The sequence below is a fragment of the Mycobacterium sp. genome (genome assembly GCF_019243155.1).
GTDB lineage: Bacteria > Actinomycetota > Actinomycetes > Mycobacteriales > Mycobacteriaceae > Mycobacterium.
This window is the reverse complement of sequence record NZ_JAFAUS010000514.1, coordinates 13,784-38,771: the sequence shown is the minus strand read 5'-3', so window position 1 is coordinate 38,771 and position 24,988 is coordinate 13,784. Positions and strand designations below refer to the sequence as shown.

The following is a 24,988-nucleotide window of genomic DNA, read 5'->3' as shown; positions in this document are numbered from 1 at the left end:
AAGGCCGTCGTCGTGCGGATTCATCAGGTCGTAGGACCGATATGTCTCCGAATCCGTAACTGCCGTGCCGATTTTCGCACCCAGCGTGGTGACCGCCTCGGCGACGAAGTCGGCAGGGAGCCCGTCGTAGTGGGCCCGCGCGCGGTTGCCGTGCGCATCGGTCTCATAGAAGGATGCCGGTGCGATGCCGGTGACCAATAGGCTGAAAATCAAGCGGGTGAACATATCCGGCACGTTCAACTGTCCCGCGTACTGGCTGTGCGCGAGGATCAGGTCGGATCGGAACACCGCGACGGGCAGGCCGCACAGGTCGTGCGCCTCACGCAGCAGCACCTCGCCGGCCCACTTGCTGTTGCCGTACCCGTTGGCGTAGCTGTCGTCGATGGGACGCACCGGGCTGATCGTGCGGATGTCACCGTCCTCGGTGAACCTGGCGGGGTCGACCGACATGGCCACCGACACGGTCGACAGGTAGGTGATCGGCTTGATCCGCGCGGTGATCGCCAGCCGGATCAACTCGGCGGTGCCGACCGCGTTGGGGCCGAAGAGCTGGTCGTACGGCAGGACGTGGTTGACGAAGGCGGCCGGGTGAACGATGAGGTCCACGCGCTGCGCCAGCGAATCCCAAGTAGCCTGGTCCAGGCCGAGATTCGGCTCGCCGATGTCGCCGACGATGACCTCGAGATGCGCGGCGGCCAGCCCGCGGAACCGCTCGAGCAGTTGCGGATCCCCGCTGTCGAAGACGCTCTCAAGCCGCCGGGCGGCGGCGGCGGGATCAGCGCCGCGCACGATCGTGATCAGCTTCCCGCCCGTATCGGCCAGCCGCTCAAGCCAATTCAGCGTCAGGAACCGGCCCAGATAACCGTTGGCACCGGTCAACAGGACCGTCTGCGGCGTACCCGTGACGCGTGGCAAGCCCGGTGCTTCGGACAAGGTCTTGGCGTCGATGAACTTGTCCAGGGTCAGGTCGGCGGCACGTACCTGGGTGGCGCCGCGTCCGTGCACCGTGGCGAAGGTCGGCCGCTTGGAGCCCGATTGACGTTCGGCCTCAACATATTCGGCGATCTGCTGCAGATCGGACGTCGGACTGATGATCTGCGCCACCGGGACCTCCACGTCGAAGAGGTCCTGCAGCAGGTTCGAGAAGGTCAGTGCGGACAGGGAGTCGCCGCCGAGTTCCAGGAACTGGGCGTCGGGTCGCGGCGGGCCGCCGGCCAAACCGAGCAAGGATTCCGCGGCGCGCGTCAGCGTGTCGATCACCGGCCGGTCGGCCGCCCCCTCGCGCAAGGTGCGCAGCTCGGCCGTGCGGGTGGCGGCCAGGTCGGCGTAGAGCGCTTCGAGCCGTTCGCCGTAATGCTCTTTGAGCTTGGGCCGCAACAGCTTACCCACTCCCGACAGCAGGCCGTTGTCTTCGCTGAACGGAACGGTTTCGACCAGGAAGTCCGCGGGAATCTCGTAGGACTGCAGCTCGGCTCGCCTCGCGGTCTGCCGCAGCGATTCGCTCAGTGCCCCCTTGAGGCCGTCCGGATCGTTCGCGAACTTCTCCTGCGCCTCGTCGGTCGGGACGACGACGGCCAACAGGTACGGCCGTTCGCTGTTGCCGTAGAGAAAGATCTGCCGGACCAGAGCCGCGCTGGAGAACACGGCCTCCAGCCGAGCGACGGCGACGAACTCGCCCTGCGCCAGCTTCAATACGTTGTTCCGCCGGTCGACATACGCAAGGTGATCCGGGCCGAGTTCGGCCATCACATCACCGGTCCGGTAGTAGCCGTCGGGATCGAACGCGTTGGCGGTCACATCGGGCCGGTTGTAGTAACCGCTAAATGCCGTCGCCGACTTCACAAGAAGCTCGCCGCGCGGATACGGCTTGTCGGTCAGGAAATATCCCAGCTCGGGAACGTCTACCAATTTGTAGTCGATGACCGGGGGCCGGGAGATCACGCCGTCTTTGGTGACCATCAGCAGTTCGGTCAGGCCATAACCGTCGAACACGTGCACATCCAGGCAGGCCTCGATGAACTTCTTCATCTCCGCCGCCAACGGAGCGGTACTGGAAAAGCTGGTGATGATCCGCCCGCCGAGAACCTGCTCGCGCAGCTCGGTCTTGGCCTCCTCGTCGGCCGACTCCGCATCCGCGCCCTCGAAAACGATTCTGTCGACCGCGCTTTGGTAACGCTGGTAGAGCATCTCGGCGATCCGGGGCACCATGCCCATCTGGGTTGGCCGCACCAGATTCCAATCCTCGAAGAGCGTGGACAGATCGCTCTCGGGCACGAAGTAACTGGTGCCCCCCGCCTGGAAGGACGACGAGAGCGGGATCCTCCCACCGAGGTGGTTCAGCGGCATGAAGTTGACGTTGAAGACCGGAATGTCAGTGAAGTCCGGTTGCAGTTCGACGGTCCACACTTCCGAGATCATCCGCTCGGTGTACATCGCACCCTTGGGCAGTCCCGTGCTGCCCGAGGTGTACATGATCATCGCCAGACGCTGGTCGGTGTCGCCGAGGTACGCCGGTTCGGGAGGCAGGGCGCGGCCGCGCTCGACCAGCTCGTCGAACGTCTCGATGGTCACGTCCATGCCGGCTTCGGTGAGCTTCGCCCGCGCTTGCGCCAAGGCCTCACGTTGGTCGTCGACTTCGGCCCGGTAGTCGAAGACGACGAGACGCCGCACCGACGCGGTGCCCAGCGCAGCCTCGACGGCGAGGTTGAGATAGCCTGCGCCCGTGGCGATTACCCGTGGTTCGACCTCAGCGATGATCGGCTGCAGCCGGGATGGCGCGGCATTGTGCTGCAGCGGCACCGCGACCAGGCCGAGGTAACCGGCCACCAGATCCATGGTCAGATACTCGGGACTCGCAAAACCCAAGGTGGCGACGAAGTCTCCGGGTGCAACCGGGTTCGCCGCGTCGTGACGCAGCGCGGTGGCCACGGCGCGGACATTGGTCCACAGCTCGCGGTAGGTGATCGTGTCGAACCGCGGCAGCAGCTTTGCGACGGTGCGGCCGGTGGCCGGGTCGGTCGTCAGCTCACGCGCTCGCCAGCCGAGCGCGGGGCGGTCCGCGTACCCCTCCACGAACGTCTCGAGAATTTGGGGCAGCCGCAGACTGGGCTCACGGGCCGCCTGCTGGAGCGAGATATCGGGCGTCGCGTTGCCGAACTGCTCGTCGGTGTCCCGCAACCGGCCTATGCGTTCAGCCACTTGCCGCCGCGCGGGACTGTCAAGGATCGTCTTCTGGTTCGTCGCATCGCCCGTCATCGCCGGCCTTCCGTTCTGATCGCTCGTCTACCGGGAACTCACCGTCGCGCGCCAGTCTTCCGTTCAACCGATGTGACGGTTCTCACACCCCGGCCCATCCGCGCGTGGTGAACCCGCCTGAAAGGGTGTGCATGTTTGCCGCGGCGCGGCGAGTGTCAGGAAACGACCTGGATGGGGTCGCCCACATTCACCTGGTTGAAGTACCAGGCGGCATTGTCGGGGCTGAGGTTGATGCAGCCGTGGCTGACGTTGGTGTGGCCTTGGTCGTCAACCGACCAGGGTGCCGAGTGCACGTAGACGCCGCTCCACGTGACGCGAACCGCGTATTGGGCGGTGATCTTGTATCCCTCGGGCGAGCTGAGCGGGATGCCGATGGTCCGCGAGTCCATGACCACGGTGCGCTGCTTTTCCAGGGCGGTGAAGCTGCCCATCGGGGTGGGTCGACTCGGTTTGCCCATCGACGCCGGCATCGTGCGCAGCACCTCCCCGTTGCGGCTGACGGTGAAGGTATGTCCGGAGAGGCTGGCGACGCCGAGCAACGCGTCACCGGTGTCGAACCCGGACGTCAGGGCCTGCACGCCGACGGAAACGTGGGTGTGGGCGGGCCAGTACTGGTTCGGCACCCATTGCACGACGTTGTTGTCGACCCACTGGAAATGCCCCGGCGTGTTAATGGGGGACGTCACGCGGATCGACCGCTCGGCGGCGACGCGATCAGCGACCGGCGCGGTGAAGGTCACCACGACCGGCTGTGCCACGCCCACCACCGCGCCGGCACTGGGCAAAACTGAGGCAACGGTGGGTACGGGCTGTGGTTGCGGGATCGCGGCTTGGCTGGGGCCGACCGGCCCGACCAGGGCCGTTAGCGTGATCGCGACCATAACAAATAGATAACGAACACCTCGACGCATAGCGTCCACCCTCCGAGATGGTGCGATCAACACGAAACTATTCTACTTGCTGCCCGACTATTACTGATTTCAGCAAACATCGACGGTTTTAATCGCCGTCACGATAACGATCTGGTAACCGGTTGAGTTCGACCGTGTCACGGGCAAATTCGCCCTACCGATGTTGCGGGGTGCACGGGGATCGATGCCACCGGCCGCATAGCACACGACGGTGAACTCCAGGACCGCGAATTGCCTCATCGCACAGATGCTTTGGTGGTAACGCCGGTAGTCGCGTGGATACGCCGTCGCCGCCGGCGCGCCAAAGGACTGGCTGGCGTGCCGGCGACGCGTTAGCCTCGGCGACATCGGTGCGGAGAAAGCCGAGCCCGAACACACCAGGAGTACGGGTGCTCTTCCGTCAGTTGGAGTATTTCGTTGCCGTCGCTTCCGAGCGGCACTTCGCCCGGGCGGCCGAGAAGTGCTACGTCTCGCAACCCGCGCTGTCCGCGGCGATCGCCAAGCTGGAGCGAGAGCTGAACGTCACGCTGATCAACCGCGGGCACAGCTTTGAAGGCCTCACGCCCGAGGGCGAGCGGTTGGTGGTGTGGGCCAGGCGGATTCTCGCCGAGCACGACGCCTTCAAGGCCGAGGTGGACGCCGTGCGATCAGGTATCACCGGAACGCTTCGGCTCGGTACGGTGCCAACCGCGTCGACGACGGCGTCTCTGGTGCTCTCGGCGTTCTGCTCTGCGCACCCATTGGTGAAGGTGCACATCCTCTCCCGTCTCGCGGCCACCGAGTTGTATCGGCGCATCCGCGAATTCGAGCTGGACGCCGCCATCGTGCACGCGGCGCCGGCCGAGGCCAACGACGTGAACTTCGTGCCGCTGTACGAGGAGCGCTACGTGCTGATCGCGCCGGCGGACATGTTGGGAGCGGGAGCGTCGACCATGTCATGGCCGGAGGCTGCGCAGCTGCCGCTGGCGTTGCTCACCGGTGACATGCGGGACCGCCAGATCATTGACAAGGCGTTCGCCGACCACTCGATCACCATCAGCCCACAGGTCGAAACCGACTCCGTCGCTTCGCTATTCGCACAGGCCGCAGCCGGGAACTGGGCCTGCATCGTGCCGCATACCTGGTTGTGGACGTCGCCGCTCGGCCCGGAGATCCGCGCCGTGGAAATGGTAGATCCGGTGCTCAAGGCCGACATCGTTCTCGCTACGAACTCGGCAGGACCTGGTTCCCCGATCGCACGCGCGCTCGTGGAGTCCGCCGGTCAGCTGGCGCTCGATCAGTTCTTTGACGCGCAGTTGTTGGGGATCAAGCGCCGACGGTGACCGTAACCTGCTGCGCGGCAGCGCTGCTCGGGTTCAGGTTGGCCAGATGCCCGCTTTCGACCCCGGCCGCCGGGTCCAGCTCGCAATCGATGATCGAGGGCCCCCGAGCGCCGACCGCTTCGGCCAGCGCCGAGCGCAACTCGGCCGGTGTGGTGACGTGATATCCCTTGCCGCCGAACGCCTCCGCGATCAACTCGTGGTGGGCACGCGCGTTCAACATGGTCGGCGCTGGGTCGGTGCCTTTCGATGCCTCGTCACCGCGGTAGACACCGCCGTTGTTGAGGATGACGACGGTGACCGGAAGCCGGTAGCGGCAGATGGTTTCGATCTCCATTCCGCTGAAGCCGAACGCGCTGTCACCCTCGATCGCGACCACGTGCTTACCGGTTTCGACGGCCGCGGCGATCGCGTAGCCCATGCCGATGCCCATCACCCCCCAGGTTCCGGTGTCCAGGCGGTGCCGCGGCAACTCCATGTCGATGACATTGCGGGCCAGGTCGAGGGCATTGGCCCCCTCGTTGACCACGTACACGTCCGGGTTTTCCTGCAGCACAGAGCGAATCGCACCGAGGGCGTTGTAAAACCGCATGGGGTGCGGATCTTCGGCCAGCCGTTCGCGCATCTTGGCGTCGTTGCGGGCTTTGCGCTCGGCGAGTTCGTCGGTCCATTCCGCCGGTGCCGAGATCGGATGGCGGCTAACGCCGTCGCGCAGGGCGGACAGCACCGAACCGATGTCACCGACCAGCGGCGCCGCGATCTGTTGGTTGCTGTCGAACTCCGACGGCGCGATGTCGACCTGCACGAATTTCGCGTCGGCGGACCATTGTGGCGATTCCCCGTGTCCGAGTAGCCAATTGAGTCTCGCGCCGACCAGCAGGACGGCGTCGGCGCGTGCGATCGCCAGCGAGCGCGCCGCCGCGGCCGACTGCGGGTGCGAGTCCGGCAGCAGCCCCTTCGCCATCGACATCGGCAGGAAGGGAATTCCGGTCGCCTCGACGAACTCCCGAATCACGTCGTCCGCCTGGGCATATGCCGCGCCCTTGCCGAGCACGATCAACGGTCGCCGCGCGTGGGACAGCACGTCGAGCGCCCGATCGACCGCGTCCGGTGCCGGCAGCTGCCGGGGAACGGGGTCGACGACTCGCCAGACCGTGTCGGCGGCGGCCGAGGCGTCCATCGCCTGGCCCAGGACGTCGCCGGGGATGTCGAGATACACCCCGCCTGGGCGCCCGGAGACCGCGGTGCGAATGGCGCGCGCGATGCCGCGGCCGATGTCCTCGATCCGGTTGATCCGGTAGGCCGCCTTCGCGAACGGCCTTGCGGCGTTGAGCTGGTCGAGGTCCTGGTAGTCCCCGCGTTGCAGATCCACCAGGGCCCGATTGCTGGAACCCGAGATCTGGATCATCGGGAAGCAGTTCGCGGTGGCGTTGGCCAGCGCGGGCAGGCCGTTGAGGAAACCGGGTCCGGACGTAGTCAGGCACACACCCGGCCGACCGGTGAGGAACCCGGCCGCCGCCGCCGCGTTGCCGGCCGATGTCTCCTGCCGAAAGCCGATGTAGCGAATCTTGGAGGCCTGCGCCACGCGGGCGAGGTCGGTGATCGGGATGCCGACGATCCCGTAGATGGTGTCGACGTCGTTGGCCTTGAGCGCGTCCACCACGAGGTGGAAGCCGTCCGTCAAATTCGTCGGAGGTGTGGTCATGATGGCGACTCCTCGTGTTCGGGTGGTAACGCTTCCGCCATCACTGTGCGGCCAGCGACGGGCAGGTGTCCAAGACTGAGCCGCTATACCATGATTCACGCTGTCTATCGCCGCAGCTCAACGGTGCCAATTGAGGCTTTCATAGTCCGCAGTTATCAAACGTCAGTCATTCAGTATTGGACGGAGGGTGGCGCGGCCGGGCATGGTGCGAATAACCGAAGAGGGGAAGGAGTGCGGCGATGAAGTCTGACACGGTCATCAGCAGCGAGGTTTCGACCGGCTCGCGCATAGCGGATCTGGTCGAGGCGGCCGCGCACAGGTCGCCGGAGGCGCCTGCGTTGGTCGTCACCCCCGATCGCATTCCGCTCAGCTACCGCGACGTGGTCCGGTTGGTCGACGACCTCGCCGGGCAACTGAAACGCGGTGGCCTACTGCCGGGTGACCGGGTGGCGCTGCGCTCGGGCAGCAACGCGGAGTTCGTTGTCGGGCTACTGGCGTTGTCGCGAGCCGACTTGATCGCGGTCCCGCTCGACCCGGCGCTGCCCGTCTCCGAACAGCGCGCGCGCAGCGAGGCGGTGGGCGCGCGGGCGGTGCTCATCGACGGGGAGGGCACGGGCGACAAGGAGGAGCCCGACCTGCCGTGGTGGCCGATCGCGGTGACGGTCGGCCGCGAGAACGGCGCCGTGGCCGTCCGCCTGTCCGCCGCCGGCGCGCCGCGGCAAGACTTTTCGACGCCGGAGGGGCTGCGCGACGACGACGCGATGATCATGTTCACCGGCGGAACGACTGGCGTGCCGAAGATGGTCCCGTGGACGCGCGACAACATTGCCGACTCGGTGCGGGCCATCATCGCCGGATACGAGCTCGGACCACAAGATGCGACGGTGGCGGTGATGCCGCTCTACCACGGGCACGGGTTGCTCGCCGCGCTGCTGGCGACCCTGGTGTCCGGGGGCGCGGTGCTGCTGCCGGCGCGCGGAAAGTTCTCCGCACACACGTTCTGGGACGACATCGATTCCGTCCGGGCCACCTGGTACACGGCCGTGCCGACGATTCACCAGATCCTGCTGGAGCGGGCCACGGCCGATCAATCCGGAAGTGCCCACGCCGCTTTGCGTTTCATCCGCAGCTGCAGCGCGCCGCTCACCGCCGAATCGGCACAGGCGCTGCAAGACACGTTCTCGGCGCCGGTGGTGTGTGCCTTCGGAATGACTGAAGCCACCCACCAGGTCGCCACCACGGCAGCCGCGGGTAGCGGCCACGTCGAAAACCCCGCTGCCACACCGGGTCTCGTCGGCAGGTCGACCGGGCCGGAAATCCGGATCGTCGGGGCCGACGGCCAGGCCCTGCCGGCGGACACCGTCGGGGAGGTCTGGCTGCACGGTCCGACCGTCGTGCGGGGTTACCTCGGCGACCCGTCGATCACCGCCGCCAACTTCACCGACGGGTGGCTGCGCACCGGTGACCTGGGCACGCTGTCACCGGCCGGCGATCTCGTCATTCGCGGCCGGATCAAGGAACTCATCAATCGCGGCGGGGAGAAGATCTCACCCGAGCGCGTCGAGGGTGTGCTCGCCAGCCATCCCGACGTGCTGGAGGTCGCTGTCTTCGGCGTGCCGGACAAGCTGTACGGCGAGACGGTGGCGGCGGCGGTGGTGGCCCGCGTGTCCGCCACACCGACGGCGGACGAGCTGACTGCGTTCTGCCGCGAGCGGCTGGCCCCGTTCGAGGTTCCGGCCAGCTTCCAGTTGGCGGACGAGCTGCCGCATACCGCGAAGGGATCGCTGGACCGACGCGCGGTCGCCGAGCAGTTCGCTGCGTCGGCCTAGGAAAAAACCGGCTCAGACGCCTGCCTTCATCCGGGCCGCCGCGGATTCCGGCATCGGCTCGTAGCGGGCAAAGGAACGGGTGAACGACGCTGCCCCGTGCGCCAGCGAGCGCAGGTCGATCGCATAGCGGGTCAACTCGACCTGAGGCACCTCGGCCTTGACCACCGTGCGCTCGTTGCCGGCGGTGTCGGTGCCCAGCACCCTGCCTCGACGACTCGACAGGTCGCCCATCACCGCGCCGACGAAGTCGTCGGGCACCAACACCGTGATCTCGTCGATGGGCTCCAGCAGGGTCACCCGGGTCGCCGCGGCCGCCTCGCGCAGCGCCAGCGAGCCCGCCATCTGGAACGCGAAGTCCGACGAGTCGACGCTGTGCGCCTTTCCGTCGAGCAGGGTGACGCGGATGTCGACCATCGGGTAGCCGGCCTGCACGCCCTTATCCATCTGCGCGCGCACGCCCTTCTCCACGCTCGGGATGAACTGGCGCGGCACCGCCCCGCCGACCACTTTGTCGAGGAATTCGAATCCCGAGCCCTCCGGCAGCGGCTCCACCTCGATGTCGCACACCGCGTACTGGCCGTGGCCGCCGGACTGCTTGACGTGCCGGCCGTGGCCTTTTGCCTTGCCGCCGAACGTTTCTCGCAGCGGGACGCGCAACTCGACGGTGTCAACGGTGACGCCATAGCGATTGGCCAGCGCGTCGAGCACGACGCCGGCGTGGGCCTCGCCCATGCACCACAGCACGATCTGGTGGGTCTCAGAGTTCTGCTCGATCCGCAGCGTCGGGTCCTCGGCGGCCAACCGGCCCAGCCCGACCGACAGCTTGTCCTCGTCGGTCTTGGCGTGGGCCGCGATGGCGACCGGCAGCAGGGGCTCGGGCATCGTCCAGGGCCGCAGCACCAGCGGCTCGGCCTTGTCCGACAGCGTGTCACCGGTTTCGGCGCGGCTCAGCTTGCCGATCGCGCAGATGTCACCGGCGACCACCTCGGGGGCGGGGCGCTGCTGTTTGCCCAGCGGAAAGGACAGCACCCCGATGCGTTCGTCTTCGTCGTGGTCGGCGTGGCTGTGACCGTTGGCCTGCGCGCCGTCCTCCCCGCCGAAGAAGGACGCAAAATGGCCCGACACATGAACCGTCGTGTCGGGCCTGATGGTCCCGGAGAACACCCGGACCAGGCTGACCCTGCCGACGTAGGGGTCCGACGTAGTCTTCACCACCTCGGCCAATAGCGGCGCCTCGACGTCACATGCGAGCTCGGCGTGCCGGGCGCCCTGCGGCGTAAACACTTCTGGCATCGGGTGTTCCACCGGCGACGGGAACCCGCGCGCGGCGACCTCCAGCAATTCCATGGTGCCGACGCCGGTGCTGCTGCACACCGGGATCACCGGGAAGAACGAACCGCGGGCGACGGCTCTTTCCAAATCCTCGATGAGTCCCGACTCGTCGATGGCCTCGCCGCCGAGATAGCGCTCCATCAGCGACTCGTCCTCGGATTCCTCGATGATCCCTTCGATCAGGGTGCCGCGAGCCTCCTCGATGCGATCCGCATCGCCGGGGTCCGGTGACTGCATGGTCCGCTTTCCGTCGGCGTAGGAGTAGCGGGTCTGCGACAGCAACCCGATCAAGCCTTCGCAGGCGGGCAGGGCGGTCGGCAGGTAGAGCGGTAACACCTTGTCGCCGAACGCATTCTGCGCGGCGGCCAGCGCCTCGGAGTAGTTCGCTCGGGCATGGTCGAGCTTGGTGATCACCACGGCGCGCGGCATGCCGACCTGGTCGCATTCCTGCCACAAGGATTTCGTGGGCTGGTCGACGCCCTCGTTGGCCGCGATCACGAACAGCGCGCAGTCCGCCGCCCGCAATCCGGCTCGCAGCTCGCCGACGAAGTCGGCGTAGCCGGGCGTGTCCACCAGGTTGATCTTGATGCCGTCATGCGCCAGGGAGGCGACGGCGACGCCGACGGACCGCTGCTGGCGAATTTCGGCGTCGTCGTAGTCGCAGATGGTGCTGCCGTCGGTCACCGAGCCGGGTCTGGACAGCACACCGGCGGCAACGAGCAGCGTCTCGACCAGGGTGGTCTTGCCGCCGCCGGACGGCCCCACCAGGACGATGTTGCGCACATCGCCGGGCCCATTCGCGGTGGGAGCGGCTCCTCCGCTCTGGGTAGCGTTCGCCTTGTCCGCCATGACTTTCCTCCAGCTCTTCGGAGTCGCTCGGCTCGCTGCGCGGGATGTGTCCCAGCTCACAGGGCCTAGGGGCAACTTTTCCCCCAACTGCCGCCCAACACAAGGCCACGAGACGACCACTATTGGGTCGAGGAGATTTTCGGCGACCGTCCGTCCGGTCAGGCGTGCCAGTCGGCCACTCGCCGCACCGCGATCGAGATCACTGGGCCGTCCAGCGAAATCGATTGATACTGAGGGTATTTCGCCCGCAGCAGCCGGTACCCCACGGCCATGGTCTCGCCGTCGGAATGGACGGTGGCCACGCCGTCGACCCGGACCCACCACAATCGCGTCCAGTCGTCGGCGTATTCGTCGACGAGCAGGCTGACCTGTGGGTTGCTGTCGATGTTCGCCAACCGTCGCAGCCGCCGTGTCGTCTTGGGCTTGGCATCGACTGCGGTGTACACCACGTCGCGGCTGTCAAGGGCCGCCGCGAAGACCACCGGCACCAGGTGTGGTTGGCCGTTGGGCGTGACGGTGGCCAGGCGGGCCACCGGCGATTGTGTGAACCTGACCCAGGGGTCGAAATCGCTCACCGTGTCAGCTTAGGGCGGCACCGTCGGGTACCGATTGTGCCGGTCAGGGCCTTGGCGCTGCTGTGCATAGCTACCTGCATTACGGTTATAAACACAAAATTGCGCCCCTCAGAGCCTGAGGCAGGGGCATTTTATGTTTACCGTGAATCAGGAGGATGACGGGATGAGCAAATCGCACCACCGCTGGGCCTGGCGGTCGTGGCTGGTCAGCGTGCTGGCTGTGGTCGGACTGGGCCTGGGTGCGGTGCCGGCATCCGCGTCGCCGTCGATACCCGCGCCGCCTCTCGATCTGGCCGGTCAGGTCGGGCCACAGGTCGTCGACATCAGCACCAGGTTCGGCTACAACAACGCGGTGGGCGCCGGCAGCGGCATCGTCATCGATCCGAACGGGGTTGTGCTGACCAACAACCACGTGATCTCGAGCGCCACGGACATCAGCGCGGTGAGCGTCGGCAACGGGCAGTCCTACGCCGTCGACGTGATCGGCTATGACCGGACGGCCGACATCGCGGTGCTGCAACTGCGTGGCGCGTCCGGCCTGCCGGCGGCGTCGATCGGGGGTGGCGTCTCGGTGGGCGACCCGGTCGTCGCGCTGGGCAACGCCGGGGGGCAGGGCGGCGCGCCCGAAGTGGTGTCCGGCAAGGTCATCGGTCTCAACGCGGCGGTCAACGCCACCGACACCCTGACCGGCGCGAACGAGGGCCTGGGCGGCCTGATCCATTCCGACACCCCGATCAAGCCCGGTGACTCGGGCGGTCCGCTGGTCAACAGCGCCGGCCAGGTGGTCGGCGTGAACACCGCGGCCACCGACACCTACAAGATGTCGGGCGGGACGGGCTTCGCCATTCCGATCGGCCGGGCGATGGGAGTCGCCGGGCAGATCCGGTCGGGTGCGGGGTCCAACACCACCCACATCGGCCCCACGGCCTTCCTGGGCCTGGGCGTGACGGACAACGGCGGCAACGGCGCGCGGGTCGAACGGGTGGTCAACACCGGTCCCGGCGGCGGCGCCGGAATCTCCCCGGGCGACGTGATCACCGGGGTCGACAGCGTTCCGATCAACGGGGCCACCTCCATGACCGAGGTGCTCGTCCCGCATCACCCGGGTGACACCATCGCGGTGCACTACCGCGCCGCCGACGGCGGTGACCGCACCGCGAACATCACGCTGGCGGAGGGACCTCCGGCCTGATTTCCGTGCCGATGGAGCACGCCCGGTGGCCAATTCGATTGCCACCAGGCGTGATTCGTCGCAGATATCGCGACGTGATTCTGAACGTCACACCTCGGGTACCCGTGGCATCGTGGATTTGATGAACGACGCCAAAATCGCTGTCGAGCACCATTCCGGGGAAGGCAGTCACGTCGAGGGGGGTGTGGTCGAGCACCCCACCGCCGGCGATTACGACAACGCCGCCGCGCTGCCCGCCGACCCGACCTGGTTCAAACACGCGGTGTTCTACGAGGTGCTCGTGCGGGCGTTCTTCGACGCCGATGCGGACGGCTCGGGGGACCTGCGCGGGCTGATCGGCCAGCTCGATTATCTGCAGTGGCTGGGCATCGACTGCATCTGGCTGCCGCCGTTCTACGACTCACCCCTGCGCGATGGCGGGTACGACATCCGGGACTTCTACAAGGTGCTGCCCGAATTCGGGACCGTCGACGATTTCGTCGACCTGCTCGACGCGGCCCACGAGCGCGGCATCCGGGTGATCACCGACCTGGTGATGAACCACACCTCGGATTCACACCCCTGGTTCCAGGAGTCGCGGCACGATCCCGACGGGCCGTACGGGGACTACTACGTCTGGAGCGACACCAGCGAGAAGTACACCGATGCCCGGATCATCTTCATCGACACCGAGGAGTCGAACTGGACCTTCGACCCGGTGCGCAAGCAGTTCTACTGGCACCGGTTCTTCTCGCACCAGCCGGACCTGAACTACGACAACCCGGCCGTGCAGGAAGCGATGATCGACGTGCTGCGCTTCTGGCTTGGGCTGGGCATCGACGGGTTCCGGCTGGATGCGGTGCCCTACCTCTTCGAGCGGGAGGGCACCAACTGCGAGAACCTGCCGGAGACGCACGGGTTCCTCAAGCGGGTCCGCAAGGTAGTGGACGACGAGTTCCCGGGCCGGGTCCTGCTGGCCGAGGCCAACCAGTGGCCGGCCGACGTCGTGGAGTACTTCGGCGACGCCAGCACGGGTGGCGACGAATGCCACATGGCGTTCCACTTCCCGCTGATGCCACGCATCTTCATGGCGGTTCGCCGCGAGTCGCGGTTCCCGATCTCGGAGATCTTGGCCCAGACGCCCGAGATCCCCGACATGGCGCAATGGGGCATCTTCCTGCGTAACCACGACGAGTTGACGCTGGAGATGGTCACCGACGAAGAGCGTGACTACATGTACTCCGAGTACGCCAAGGATCCGCGGATGAAGGCGAACGTCGGAATCCGTCGCCGCCTGGCGCCGCTGCTGGACAACGACCGCAACCAGATCGAATTGTTCACCGGCTTATTGCTGTCGCTGCCGGGCTCGCCGGTCCTCTATTACGGCGACGAGATCGGCATGGGCGACGTGATCTGGTTGGGGGACCGCGACGGGGTGCGCACGCCGATGCAGTGGACGCCGGACCGCAACGCCGGCTTCTCCAAAGCCAACCCCGGCCGCCTCTATCTGCCCCCCAGCCAGGACTCGGTCTACGGCTATCAGGCCGTCAATGTCGAGGCCCAACGCGACACCTCGACGTCGCTGCTCAATTTCACCCGCATGATGCTCGCGGTGCGGGGTCGCCATAAGGCGTTCGCCGTCGGGACGTTCGAGGAGTTGGGCGGATCGAACCCGTCGGTCCTGGCGTTCGTCCGCCAGGCGGCCGAGGACGGCGACACCGTGCTGTGCGTCAACAACCTGTCCCGATTCCCCCAGCCCATCGAATTGAACCTGCAGCATTGGAGCGGCTGCACGCCGATTGAACTGACCGGGCACGTGGCGTTTCCGCGCATCGGTCACCTGCCCTACTTGCTGACGCTGCCAGGCCACGGGTTCTACTGGTTCCAGCTGTCGGCATCCGAGGAGAACCTATGAGTGCCAGTGAGTCCGCAGCCAAGCTGCCATGGTCGGAGTGGCTTCCGCAGCAACGTTGGTATGCCGGCCGCAACCGCAAGCTGACCGGCGCCGCGCCGAACGTCGTCGTCGCGATTCGCGATGACCTGGACCTAGTGCTGCTGGACACCGACTACGCCGACGGTTCCTCGGAGCGGTACCAGGTGATCGTCCGGTGGGACTCGGCGCCGGTCTCCGAGTACAGCACCGTCGCCACTATCGGCTCCGCCGACGACCGCACCGGCTTCGACGCGCTGTACGACACCGACGCGCCGCGGTTCATGCTGTCGCTGATCGATTCGTCCGCCGTGCGTGGCTCGTCGCGCACCGAGGTGAAGTTCGCCAAAGAGCCGGAGGTCGAGCTGCCGCTCGAGGCGAGCCCCCACGTAGTCGACGCCGAGCAGTCCAACACCAGCGTGATCTTCGATCGCGACGCAATCTTCAAGGTGTTCCGGCGGGTCACCCACGGCATCAACCCCGATATCGAACTGAACCGGGTGTTGGGCCGTGCCGGCAACCCGCACGTGGCGCGGCTGCTGGGGACCTACGACCTCGCCGCCCCCGACCAGAACGCCGACGGCGCGTGGCCGCTGGGCATGGTGACCGAGTATGCGGTCAACTCGGCCGAAGGGTGGGCGATGGCCACCGCCAGCGTTCGCGACCTGTTCGCCGAGGGTGACCTGTATGCCTACGAGGTGGGCGGCGACTTCGCCGGCGAGTCGAACCGGCTGGGGGAGGCCGTGGCGTCGGTGCACGCCACGCTGGCCGAGCAGCTCGGAACGGCGCAGGTCCCCTTCCCGCTGGACAACGTGTTGGCCCGGCTGTCATCGATCGCGGCGCTGGTCCCCGAGCTGGGGGAGTATGCGTCGACGATCGAGGAGCGTTTCTCCAAGCTCGCCGGCGAGACGATCACGGTGCAACGCGTGCACGGCGATCTGCACCTCGGGCAAGTGCTGCGCACACCGGAACGCTGGGTGCTGATCGACTTCGAGGGCGAGCCGGGCCAGCCGGTGGCCGAGCGCCGGGCGCCGGATTCGGCGCTGCGCGACGTGGCCGGGGTGCTGCGCTCGTTCGAGTACGCCGCCTACGGACCGCTGGTGGACCAGGGGGCGGACAAGCAGTTGGCCGCCCGGGCCAAGGAATGGGTTGAGCGCAACCGCACCGCTTTCTGCGACGGCTACGCGGCCGCGTCGGGCGTCGACCCGCGCGACTCCGCACTGTTGCTGGCCGCCTACGAATTGGACAAGGCGGTATACGAGGCCGGGTACGAGTCACGGCACCGGCCAAGCTGGCTGCCGATCCCGCTGCGCTCCATCGCCCGCCTCACCGCCGCGTGAGGCATCGCCCCCTGCGAGCGGGGCAAGGGTCTGTAACCATGTTCGCGTGACGAAAAACATTTTCGACAGCGAGGCCCGATTGTCGTGGGTGCTTGCGATTCTGGCCGGCATGCTCGGCGCGATCGCTTTCATGCACTCCGCGGGTTACTTCGTCACGTTCATGACGGGCAATGCCCAACGCGCCGTGCTGGGTTACTTCCAGGGCGACGCCAGACTGGCGATCACGGCCGGGGTGCTGATGGCGTGCTTCGTCCTCGGCGTCGTGGTCGCATCGTTGTGCCGCCGCTATTTCTGGGTGGCGCACCCGCACGGTCCCACCGTGCTGACGACCTTCAGCCTGGTGGCCGCCACCCTGGCCGACGTTATCGACGAGGGCTGGCAGGAGCAGCTGCTCGACTTCGCGCCACTGACGTTGGTGGTCTTCGGAGTTGGCGCATTGAACACCTCGTTCGTCAAGGACGGCGAGGTCTCGGTGCCGTTGAGTTATGTGACCGGCACGCTGGTCAAGATGGGCCAGGGCATCGAGCGCCATATCGCCGGGGGTGGGACCGTCGCAGACTGGCTCGGCTATTTCCTGCTGTTCGCCAGCTTCGTGTTGGGGGGAGCGGTCGGCGGTTTCATCAGCATGGTCGTCAACGGGACCTGGATGCTGGTTGTCGCAACGGCCTTGTGCGCGTTGACAACTGGCTACACGTATTTCCACGCCGACCAGCGCGACCTGTTCGACTAGCCGCTGAAGAAAAAGCATCGGCAGCAGCGCTGACCGGTGCGCTGCTGCCGATGCCGGCTTGCGATATTTCTAGGTGGCCGGAGGTGCGGCCGCGGGCGGAGTAGCCGCGGCGGCGTTGACCGCGTTGAGGGTTTGCAGCATGTCGGGCTTCATCGCCATCAACTGCTGGTTCCAGTAGGGCCACGAGTGTGTCCCGTTGGCAGGGAAGTTGAACACCCCGTTGCGTCCACCGGCGGCCGCGTAGGTGTTCTGGAACTGCTCGTTGGTGCGCAGCGTCAGGCCCTCCAGGAACTTGGCCGGCATGTTGTCGCCGCCGAGGTCGCTGGGTGTGCCGTTACCGCAGTAGATCCAGAGGCGGGTGTTGTTGGCGACCAGCCGCGGAATCTGGACCATCGGGTCGTTGCGCTTCCACGCCGGGTCGGAGGACGGGCCCCACATGCTGTTGGCGTTGTAGCCGCCCGCGTCGTTCATGGCCAGGCCGATCAGCGTGGGCCACCAACCCTCGGACGGGTTCAGGAAGCCGGACAACGCTCCCGCGTACGGGAACTGCTGCGGGTAGTAGGCGGCCAGGATCAGCGCCGAGCCACCCGACATCGACAGGCCCACCGCGGCGTTACCGGCCGGCGAGACGTTCTTCTGGGCCTGCATCCACAGCGGCATCTCCTGAGTCAGGAACGTCTCCCACTTGTAGGTGTAGTTCTGCCCGTTGCCGGACGACGGCGCGTACCAGTTGCTGTAGAAGCTGGACTGGCCACCGACTGGCATGATCACCGAGAGGCCGGACTGGTAGAACTCCTCGAACGCCGGAGTGTTGATGTCCCAACCGTTGTAGTCATCCTGCGCGCGCAGGCCGTCGAGCAGGTAGACCGCATGCGATCCGCCGCCCTGGAATTGGACTTTGATGTTGCGGCCCATCGATGGCGATGGCACCTCGAGGTATTCCACCGGCAGGCCCGGCTTGGAGAATGCCCCCGCGGTCGCCGAGCCGCCGACGACGCCCAGACCGGACAACAGGGCAGCCCCCAGCGCCGCGATAGCCAGCCGGCGCGGCATGGTAGCCGCTGCGCCACGCAACTTTTCAACGAACTTCATAGCTCCCTAACCATCCCTACTTTGATCTGCCGCGTAAGCGGTCGAATCCGTTCTCGGGGAGCTAAACACAGTGGGAGCGCGCAATTCGCTTGTCGCGGCCGCGATTTGAAGTCGCGGTTAGCTAACGATTGAGCAACTGCGTGAAATCGTCTCGGTCAGATCACAATCAGGCAACGAGGCGGCGCAGCAGGGTTGACGCCGTGGCGATCGCGATCACCGGAGCCACCACCAGCACGAACACGTCCAGCGGGTTGAGCGGCGTTCCGATCAGAAGCGCACGCAGCGCGTCGACCTCGTAGCTCAACGGGTTGACCACACTGAGCGCGTGCAGCCACCCGGGCATCACGTTGACCGGGTACAGCGCGTTGGACGCGAAGAACAGCGGCATCGTGATGGCCTGCCCGATCCCCATCAGGCGATCGCGGCTGCGCACCAGACCGGCCAGCGTCATCGACAGGCAGGCGAAGAATGCCGCGCCGAGCATGACGGCGGCCATCGCACCAAGCACCCGCAGGGGGTTCACGGTCAGCCCGACGTTCATCAGGTACGCCAGCGCCATCACGCCGACCACCTGGGCGACCGATCGCACACCGGCCGCAAACGCCTTGCCCGTGATGAGTGCCGACGCGGGCGCCGGCGTGACCATCAGCTTGGCGAGCACACCGGCGTCGCGGTCCCAGATGATCTGGATGCCATAGAAGATCGAGATGAACAGTGCCGACTGGGCGATGATGCCCGGGGCCAGGAAGGCCAGATACGACACCGACCCGGTGTTGATGACGTGCAATTTGCTGAACGTGGTGCCAAAGATCAGCAACCACAACGCCGGCTGCACCATCCGGGTGACGAGTTCGGTCCGATCATGTTGCAGTTTCTGCATTTCCACGATCGCGAACGCACCGACCCGCCCCAAGGTGGCACGGACCCGTTGCCACCCGTGTGGTGCGCGTACCAGGGTGATGGCAGGGGAATTCAAGGCGTGGTCAACTTGCACGACTGGCAACCCTTCTGCTGGAACGGATTTCGCGGATGCCCGTCGAATCCGACGAATCCTCGGTGAGGTCGGACGCCGCGTAATGCCGGAACACATCCTCGAGCGTGGCGACGGCCGACACCTTCGACTTCAAATCGGCGGGCGTTCCCACCGCCCGCAACACGCCGCGATGCATCAGCGCGACCCGGTCACACAACGCGTCGGCCTCTTCCATGTAGTGCGTGGTGAGCAACACCGTCATGCCGAACTGGGCCTGCATGCTCTGTACCTGCGTCCAGACGCCGTCGCGGGCAATGGGATCCAGCCCCACGGTCGGCTCGTCCAGCACCAGCAACGACGGCCGATTCACCAGCGCCTGGGCGACTTCGAGCCGCCGCACCATGCCGCCGGAGTAGGTTCCGGCCAGGCGATCGGCCACGTCGAGGAGTTCCATCGCGGCCAGCGCCTGCTCGACGCGGTCGGCGCGCGCGGCGCGAGGCACCCCGTAGAGGCGCGCGAACCATTCGACGTTCTGCTGGCCTGTCAAGGCTGGCTCGATCGAAAGTTGTTGTGGGACATAGCCGATGTTGCTACGGATGTCGATGGTCTGCCGGCGGGAGTCCAGCCCGAAGATCCGCAGCTCGCCCTGCTGGACGGGCGTCAGCGTGGTGAGCATCCGCACCAGGGTGGTCTTCCCGGCGCCGTTGGGTCCGAGCAGGCCCATCGTCTCGCCGGGGCGCACCTGCAGCGTCAGGTCGTCGACCGCGGTGAATTGGCCGTAGCGGTAGGTCAGATGCCGGCAATCGACCGCCATCGGCAGTGTTCCACTCATGAGCGTCGTTCCTGTAAGCGTCGGGTCATCATGTCTAGGACCTCCAGTCCCTTTGTCAGAGAATCGATCTGCTCGTCATCGAGCTCGTTGAGCAGCTCGGAGATCAGCGTCCGTCGTGCCACCCGCGAAGAGTCGACAAGCTGCTGCGTGGGTTCGGCGAGCCGTAAGTGGCAGGCGCGCCGGTCCGTATCGTCGACGGTCCGGATGAGCAACCCGTTGGCCACCAGTTTGGAAACCAGGGTCGAGGCGGTGTTGGGTACCAGGCCGAGTTCCGCGGCGGCGGCGCGGACCGAGATTCCCGGTCGCCGGCCCACGAGCCACAACAGCTCCGACTGTGACTCGGTGAGCCGCGCCGATTCCAGGCCGCGACCCGCCGATCGACGGATTCGCCTCCGAAATCGTCCGACGACGCCGAACACCTCGCCAACCAAATCGATCTGAGTCTCCACGGAATTCATATATAGCTCTGTTTACGAGCTATATATGTGTGCAAGCTATGTGGCAGTTAGCTCTGAGCTACTTTTCGAGGCGGTGCAGCGAGACGTCCGTCACTATGCCGTTGCTGACCTGCGCGGTCATGTAGGTGCAGAACGGCTGCCTGCGCCGATCGGTCGGGGAGCCGGGGTTGAGCAGGCGCAGCCCGCTGTCGGTGGTGGTATCCCACGGGATGTGACTGTGCCCGAACACCAGGACCTGGCTATCCGGATACAGGCGCGCCATCCGCGCTTCGCGGCCGCCGGCGGCCCCCGTCTCGTGGACGACCGTGAAGTGCACCCCCGCAAGGGTCGCGTCCGCGCGTTCCGGCAGCCGCGCGCGCAGTGCGGGGCCGTCGTTGTTTCCCCAGCAAGCCACCATGCGCGTCGCCCGGGCCTGCAGTTCGTCCAGCAGTTCGGGCGCTACCCAGTCCCCGGCGTGGATGACGACGTCGGCGCGTGCCACCTCATCCCAAACCTGTGCGGGCAGGTCGCGCGCGCGTTTCGGGACGTGGGTGTCGGCAATCAGCAGCAGCCTCACGGACCCATCTTGCGCCTGCGAACGTCAGCCTCGTTGGCTGCGTGCTTCGGCGCCCGATTCGCCGGCGTCGAAGGTGTCGTCGGAGCCGGCCGCGCCCACGTATGAGCCGTCATCGTCCTTGCCCGCGCGCGAACGGGCTTCGTGCGCTTCCCGTTCGACGTCGGACTCGGCTTTATGGCCCTTTTCGTCTGCCATGGTCGTCTCCTCTCGAGTTCTGACCGGGGGTTCCCGCGATGGCTACCTCGAAACCGGGTCGTTGCCGGTTTCGATAGTGTGCTTGGGGGCATGGTGATCGCTCTTATTACCCGGGACAAGGAGAACCCCCAATGCGCACCTTCGAGTCAGTAGCCGACCTCGCCGCCATCACGGGCGAAGAAATCGGGGAGAGCGATTGGGTGACCGTCACCCAGGAAGACGTCAACCTGTTCGCCGACGCGACCGGTGACCACCAGTGGATCCACGTCGACCCCGAACGCGCGGCCAAGGGTCCGTTCGGCACGACCATCGCCCACGGCTACATGACGCTGTCGCTGCTACCCCGGATGCAGCACCAGATGTACACGGTGAACGGCATCAAACTCGCAATCAACTACGGCCTCAACAAGGTTCGCTTCCCCGCTCCGGTGCCCGTGGGCTCCCGGGTGCGTGCGAAGAGTTCACTGGTCGGCGTTGAGGACGTCGGGAACGGCGCAGTGCAGGCGATCGTGTCGACCACCGTGGAGATCGAGGGGTCGGCCAAGCCGGCGTGCGTGGCCGAAAGCATCGTTCGCTACGTGTCCTAGCGACCGACCCCGAATATCGCGAAACATAAACCACGCGCACCGTTTTCGGCGTGTCATGTGCGTCGTCGATTATGTGTCGTCGCGTTGGTCAGAACTCGGCGACCGCGTGTTCCAGCCGTTCGGCCAGCCGGGCCTGTGCCTCCGCGCGCCGGGTCGGTATGTGCGCGGACGGGAAAGGCGTTGTCACGGGCTCATATTCACGCAGAGTCCGACGGGCCACCGTCATCTTGTGCAGCTCGGTCGCGCCGTCGGCGATGCCCAGCGACTCCGCGGCCACCATCATCTTGACGAACGGCATCTCGTCGGAGACGCCGAGCGCACCGTGTAGGTGCATGGCCCGCTGCGCGACGTCGTGCAGCACCTGGGGCATGGCCACTTTCACCGCCGCGATGTCGCGGCGCACCTTCTGGTAGTCGTGGTGCTTGTCGATCAGCCACGCGGTGCGCAGTACCAACAGTCGGAACTGCTCGATCTGAATCCAGCTGTCGGCGATCTTCTCCTGCGTCATCTGGAAATCGGAAAGCCGGCCGTGCCGGGTCTTGCGCGACACCGCCCGCTCACACATCATGTCGAATGCGCTGCGCGCCAACGCAATCGTGCGCATCGCGTGATGGATGCGGCCACCGCCGAGCCTGGTCTGGGCGATCATGAACGCCTGGCCCTCGCCGCCCAGCACGTGGTCGGCGGGCACCCGGACATCGTTGTAGCGGACGTAGCCGTGGCTGGCGCGCTTCGAGGATTCGGCACCCATGCCGACGTTGCGGATGATCTCGATGCCCGGCGTCTCGGCCGGCACGATGAACAGCGACATCTTGTCGTAGGTGCGGGCGTCGGGCTTGGTGACCGCCATGACGATGAAGAACGACGCGTGTTTGGCGTTGGTGGAGAACCACTTCTCGCCGTTGATGACCCAGTCGTCCCCGTCTCGGGTCGCAGCAGTGATGAAGTTGCCCGGATCCGAACCGCCCTGCGGTTCGGTCATCGAATAGCACGACGTGATGTCACCGTCCAGCAACGGTTGCAGGTAGCGGGCCTTCTGCTCGTCGGTGCCGAACAACGCGAGGATCTCGGCGTTACCCGAGTCCGGCGCCTGGCAGCCGAACACCGATGGGGCCCAGCGGGAGCGGCCCAGGATCTCGTTCAGCAGCGCGAGCTTCACCTGGCCGAATCCCTGGCCACCAAGCTCGGGCCGGAGATGCGCGGCCCACAGACCCTGGTCTTTCACCTGCTGCTGCAGCGGCCGCAGGATGGCCATCATCTCGGCGTTCTTCTTGTCATACGGGTCGAGTGCGACCAGGTCGAGCGGCTCGAGCTCCTCGCTCATGAACTTTTCGACCCAGTCCAGCTTCGCCTGGTATTCGGGGTCAGTTTCGAAGTCCCACACTTCTGGCCACCATTCCCCGGGGCAGCGGCGCACCGGACTCGTTGATCAGTCAACTTTAGTCGGCGGCGAGACCAGTCAATCCATTCCGCGTGTGTCGACGACTTGCTGGGCGATGTCGACGAGCTTCATCTGACTTTCCTGCGACAGCTTCCGCAACAACTCGAAGGCCCGCACCTCGTCCACGCCGAAGCGCTCCATGATGATGCCTTTGGCCTGCCCGATCCGGTCCCGAGTCGACAACGCCGATTGCAGTTCTTCGCCGTGCCGCACCGCCAGGATCGCGGCCGCGGCGTGCGCCGCCAACACCGAACCGATGGTCTCCGCTTCGGCCTCCCACGGGCCGGCCTCGAAGCTGAACAGGTTCAGCGCCCCAGCCGTGCGGTCCGCGGTGTACAGCTTGAACGAGAGACTGCCGAGCACGCCGCGCTCTACGGCCGCAGGTGCATATTGCGGCCATCTCGAATCTTCGCGCAGATCGTCGCTGCGCACGATGGTTTCCTGCAGCGCGGCCTTGGCACAGGGGCCCTCACCGAATTTGTGCTGAAGCGCGTCGAGTCGTGCGACCAAGTCGTCGGTGTCGCCCAGAGATTCAAACTCGCCGCCCTTTTTCAGCAACAACACTCCCGAAACGTCAGCCCGCGGAATCAGCTCTACCGCGGTGGCGGTCACATCTGCCAAGATCTCCTCGACACTGCGAGGCCTGGCGATCTGACGTGCCAGCTCCGCCATGCGAACGGCGAGCTGGTGTTGATTAGGGTCCAATTCGCTCATAAGACTCAACGGGTACCCTGCGTCGCGGCCAACTATGTCGAAAAGCCTTTCAGTGCAGCTTGGGCAGGACGTTGGTGCGGTAGAACTCGATCGCGGTCATCGGTTCGGTCTGCGCGAAGTGCAAAAAGGGAATGGCGCCGGCGTCCAGAACCGCCTGAACGGCGTTGATGTGGGGGCCGGGATCGGTGCCGACGGTCCAGTTGGCCAGCACCTTGTCGATGGGGTTGGCATCAGCGGCGCGCTGGATTTCGACCGGGTTCGGCTGGTCGACCGCGCCGGCGGTGAAGCGCCACAGCGTCGCCGCGCGAGCGGCTTCGGTGTGATCGCCGACCACCGCGAACATCTCGGCGCGCTTACCAAGACTCGCCGGATCGCGGCCCGAAGCGTGCGCGCCCGCGCCGAAAGCGGCCAGCAGCTTCGGGTTTGTGACGTCGTGGGCTTGAGTGATCCAGCCGTCGCCGTATTGACCGGCTAACGTGGCGCTCTTCGGACCGCCGGCGGCCACGTAAATGGGCGGCGGTGACTGCGGCACGTCGTACAACTTCAGCGCGTTCGTCTGAAAGTAGTGACCGGAGAACGAGGTTCGCGATCCGCTCCACAATTGGCGGATCAGCCCGATGGCCTCGACCAACCGGTCGTGGCGTTCGGTGTACGCACCGAACGCGTTGGTGGTTGCCTGTTCGTTGAGCCGCTCACCGGTGCCAACCCCCAAGAACACGCGTCCGGGATTCAAGAGCTCCAGCGAAGCGAATGCCTGTGCCACCACGGCCGGGTGGTAGCGATACGTGGGGCAGGTCACCCCGGTGCCGAAGGAGATGCGGCTGGTGGCGTTACCCACCAAGGCCAGCGTCAGCCACGGAAACATCGCATGGCCCTCGTTGTCCTGCCATGGCTGGATGTGGTCGCTGGCCCAGACGTACTGAAAGCCGGCCCGTTCGGCCGCCTCTGCTTGCGCAACCAGCTGGTCGGTGCGGAATTGCTCGTGGGAGAGCGTCAAACCCACACCCCCCTGCCGGCGGGCGGTGGGGTCGCGGGATGCACATGGTCGGCCGGTCGGTCGCAACTCGCGGAGAACCCGGCGCTGCCGAGCACACCCGTCCCGGCGGCCAATCGCCCGAACGTGCGCCGCGAGATGTCCGCCATCGCGTGTAAGTACCCCGTGCGGGTGATCACACACGTCGCCGTTCACCGCCA

Annotated in this window: 20 protein-coding genes and 1 pseudogene; 7 read left to right on the top strand and 14 right to left on the bottom strand. The window is 66.2% G+C overall.

All coding sequences use genetic code 11. The features are described from left to right. Nucleotides 1–3,255, bottom strand: a 3,255-nt coding sequence (gene car, locus JOZ00_RS26020) for a carboxylic acid reductase (protein WP_293350206.1), incomplete at its 3' end; no start/stop codon positions are given. Between the two features lie 155 nt (nt 3,256–3,410). Beyond that, on the bottom strand, nt 3,411–4,166 hold the full coding sequence (locus JOZ00_RS26015; RefSeq protein WP_293350203.1) for a L,D-transpeptidase: 756 nt from the start codon (nt 4,164–4,166) through the stop codon (nt 3,411–3,413). Nucleotides 4,167–4,555: 389 nt separating this feature from the next. On the opposite strand from JOZ00_RS26015, the gene JOZ00_RS26010 reads away from it, so the two are divergent. After that, nucleotides 4,556–5,488, top strand: a complete 933-nt coding sequence (locus JOZ00_RS26010) for a LysR family transcriptional regulator (RefSeq protein ID WP_293350200.1) — start codon at nt 4,556–4,558, stop codon at nt 5,486–5,488. Here JOZ00_RS26010 and oxc read toward each other — a convergent pair. Beyond that, entirely contained in the window at nt 5,472–7,190 is a 1,719-nt protein-coding gene (gene oxc, locus JOZ00_RS26005; RefSeq protein WP_293350197.1) for an oxalyl-CoA decarboxylase, read from the bottom strand. The two genes, JOZ00_RS26010 and oxc, sit on opposite strands and share 17 nt — an antisense overlap. Nucleotides 7,191–7,429: 239 nt before the next feature. Here oxc and JOZ00_RS26000 point away from each other — a divergent pair, with 239 nt between their 5' ends. Beyond that, entirely contained in the window at nt 7,430–9,019 is a 1,590-nt protein-coding gene (locus JOZ00_RS26000; RefSeq protein ID WP_293350194.1) for a FadD7 family fatty acid--CoA ligase, read from the top strand. Between the two features lie 12 nt (nt 9,020–9,031). On the opposite strand, the gene JOZ00_RS25995 is transcribed toward JOZ00_RS26000, so the two are convergent. Both JOZ00_RS25995 and JOZ00_RS25990 read right to left on the bottom strand, forming a co-directional pair. After that, entirely contained in the window at nt 9,032–11,200 is a 2,169-nt protein-coding gene (locus tag JOZ00_RS25995) for an elongation factor G-like protein EF-G2 (protein ID WP_293350191.1), read from the bottom strand. Nucleotides 11,201–11,358: 158 nt separating this feature from the next. Next, entirely contained in the window at nt 11,359–11,775 is a 417-nt protein-coding gene (locus tag JOZ00_RS25990) for a TIGR03668 family PPOX class F420-dependent oxidoreductase (RefSeq protein ID WP_293350188.1), read from the bottom strand. 163 nt (nt 11,776–11,938) lie between these two features. Between JOZ00_RS25990 and JOZ00_RS25985 the strand changes: the two genes are divergently transcribed. The 4 genes from JOZ00_RS25985 (at nt 11,939) to JOZ00_RS25970 (ending at nt 16,946) form a co-directional block, all read left to right on the top strand. Beyond that, the gene (locus JOZ00_RS25985; RefSeq protein WP_293350185.1) at nt 11,939–12,967 is read left to right on the top strand and encodes a S1C family serine protease; all 1,029 of its coding nucleotides are present in this window, start codon (nt 11,939–11,941) and stop codon (nt 12,965–12,967) included. Nucleotides 12,968–13,088: 121 nt separating this feature from the next. Beyond that, complete coding sequence (gene treS / locus JOZ00_RS25980) at nt 13,089–14,861, top strand: maltose alpha-D-glucosyltransferase (protein ID WP_293350182.1); 1,773 nt, start codon at nt 13,089–13,091, stop codon at nt 14,859–14,861. Next, a complete protein-coding gene (locus JOZ00_RS25975) occupies nt 14,858–16,216 on the top strand; it encodes a maltokinase (protein WP_293350179.1) in 1,359 nt (452 codons plus the stop codon). Before treS ends, JOZ00_RS25975 begins: the two co-directional genes overlap by 4 nt. A gap of 46 nt (nt 16,217–16,262) precedes the next feature. After that, nucleotides 16,263–16,946, top strand: a complete 684-nt coding sequence (locus JOZ00_RS25970; RefSeq protein WP_293350176.1) for a YoaK family protein — start codon at nt 16,263–16,265, stop codon at nt 16,944–16,946. A gap of 69 nt (nt 16,947–17,015) precedes the next feature. On the opposite strand, the gene ag85C is transcribed toward JOZ00_RS25970, so the two are convergent. The 6 genes from ag85C to JOZ00_RS25940 form a co-directional block, all read right to left on the bottom strand. Next, complete coding sequence (ag85C, locus tag JOZ00_RS25965) at nt 17,016–18,038, bottom strand: diacylglycerol acyltransferase/mycolyltransferase Ag85C (protein ID WP_293350173.1); 1,023 nt, start codon at nt 18,036–18,038, stop codon at nt 17,016–17,018. Nucleotides 18,039–18,204: 166 nt separating this feature from the next. Beyond that, the gene (locus tag JOZ00_RS25960; RefSeq protein WP_293350170.1) at nt 18,205–19,032 is read right to left on the bottom strand and encodes an ABC transporter permease; all 828 of its coding nucleotides are present in this window, start codon (nt 19,030–19,032) and stop codon (nt 18,205–18,207) included. After that, nucleotides 19,022–19,843, bottom strand: coding sequence for an ATP-binding cassette domain-containing protein (locus tag JOZ00_RS25955; RefSeq protein ID WP_293350167.1), 822 nt, complete (start codon nt 19,841–19,843; stop codon nt 19,022–19,024). Before JOZ00_RS25955 ends, JOZ00_RS25960 begins: the two co-directional genes overlap by 11 nt. Next, complete coding sequence (locus JOZ00_RS25950; protein WP_293350164.1) at nt 19,840–20,301, bottom strand: MarR family transcriptional regulator; 462 nt, start codon at nt 20,299–20,301, stop codon at nt 19,840–19,842. The genes JOZ00_RS25955 and JOZ00_RS25950 overlap by 4 nt, the downstream gene beginning before the upstream one ends. Before the next feature lie 58 nt (nt 20,302–20,359). Further along, the gene (locus JOZ00_RS25945; protein WP_293350161.1) at nt 20,360–20,857 is read right to left on the bottom strand and encodes a metallophosphoesterase; all 498 of its coding nucleotides are present in this window, start codon (nt 20,855–20,857) and stop codon (nt 20,360–20,362) included. A gap of 24 nt (nt 20,858–20,881) precedes the next feature. Beyond that, complete coding sequence (locus tag JOZ00_RS25940) at nt 20,882–21,052, bottom strand: hypothetical protein (RefSeq protein WP_293350159.1); 171 nt, start codon at nt 21,050–21,052, stop codon at nt 20,882–20,884. Between the two features lie 131 nt (nt 21,053–21,183). On the opposite strand from JOZ00_RS25940, the gene JOZ00_RS25935 reads away from it, so the two are divergent. Beyond that, nucleotides 21,184–21,639 carry a MaoC family dehydratase gene (locus JOZ00_RS25935; protein ID WP_293350157.1) on the top strand — a complete coding sequence of 152 codons (456 nt, stop codon included), beginning with the start codon at nt 21,184–21,186 and terminating at the stop codon, nt 21,637–21,639. Nucleotides 21,640–21,727: 88 nt separating this feature from the next. Here the strand turns inward: JOZ00_RS25935 and JOZ00_RS25930 are convergent, their stop codons facing one another. From JOZ00_RS25930 to JOZ00_RS25920, 3 genes and pseudogenes are all read right to left on the bottom strand, one after another. Continuing rightward, on the bottom strand, nt 21,728–23,023 hold the full coding sequence (locus tag JOZ00_RS25930) for an acyl-CoA dehydrogenase family protein (protein ID WP_293350155.1): 1,296 nt from the start codon (nt 23,021–23,023) through the stop codon (nt 21,728–21,730). A 75-nt stretch (nt 23,024–23,098) separates the two neighbouring features. After that, complete coding sequence (locus tag JOZ00_RS25925; protein ID WP_293350152.1) at nt 23,099–23,794, bottom strand: GAF and ANTAR domain-containing protein; 696 nt, start codon at nt 23,792–23,794, stop codon at nt 23,099–23,101. Nucleotides 23,795–23,843: 49 nt separating this feature from the next. Beyond that, nucleotides 23,844–24,937: pseudogene (locus JOZ00_RS25920) on the bottom strand (F420-dependent hydroxymycolic acid dehydrogenase). Between the last annotated feature and the right edge of the window lie 51 nt (nt 24,938–24,988).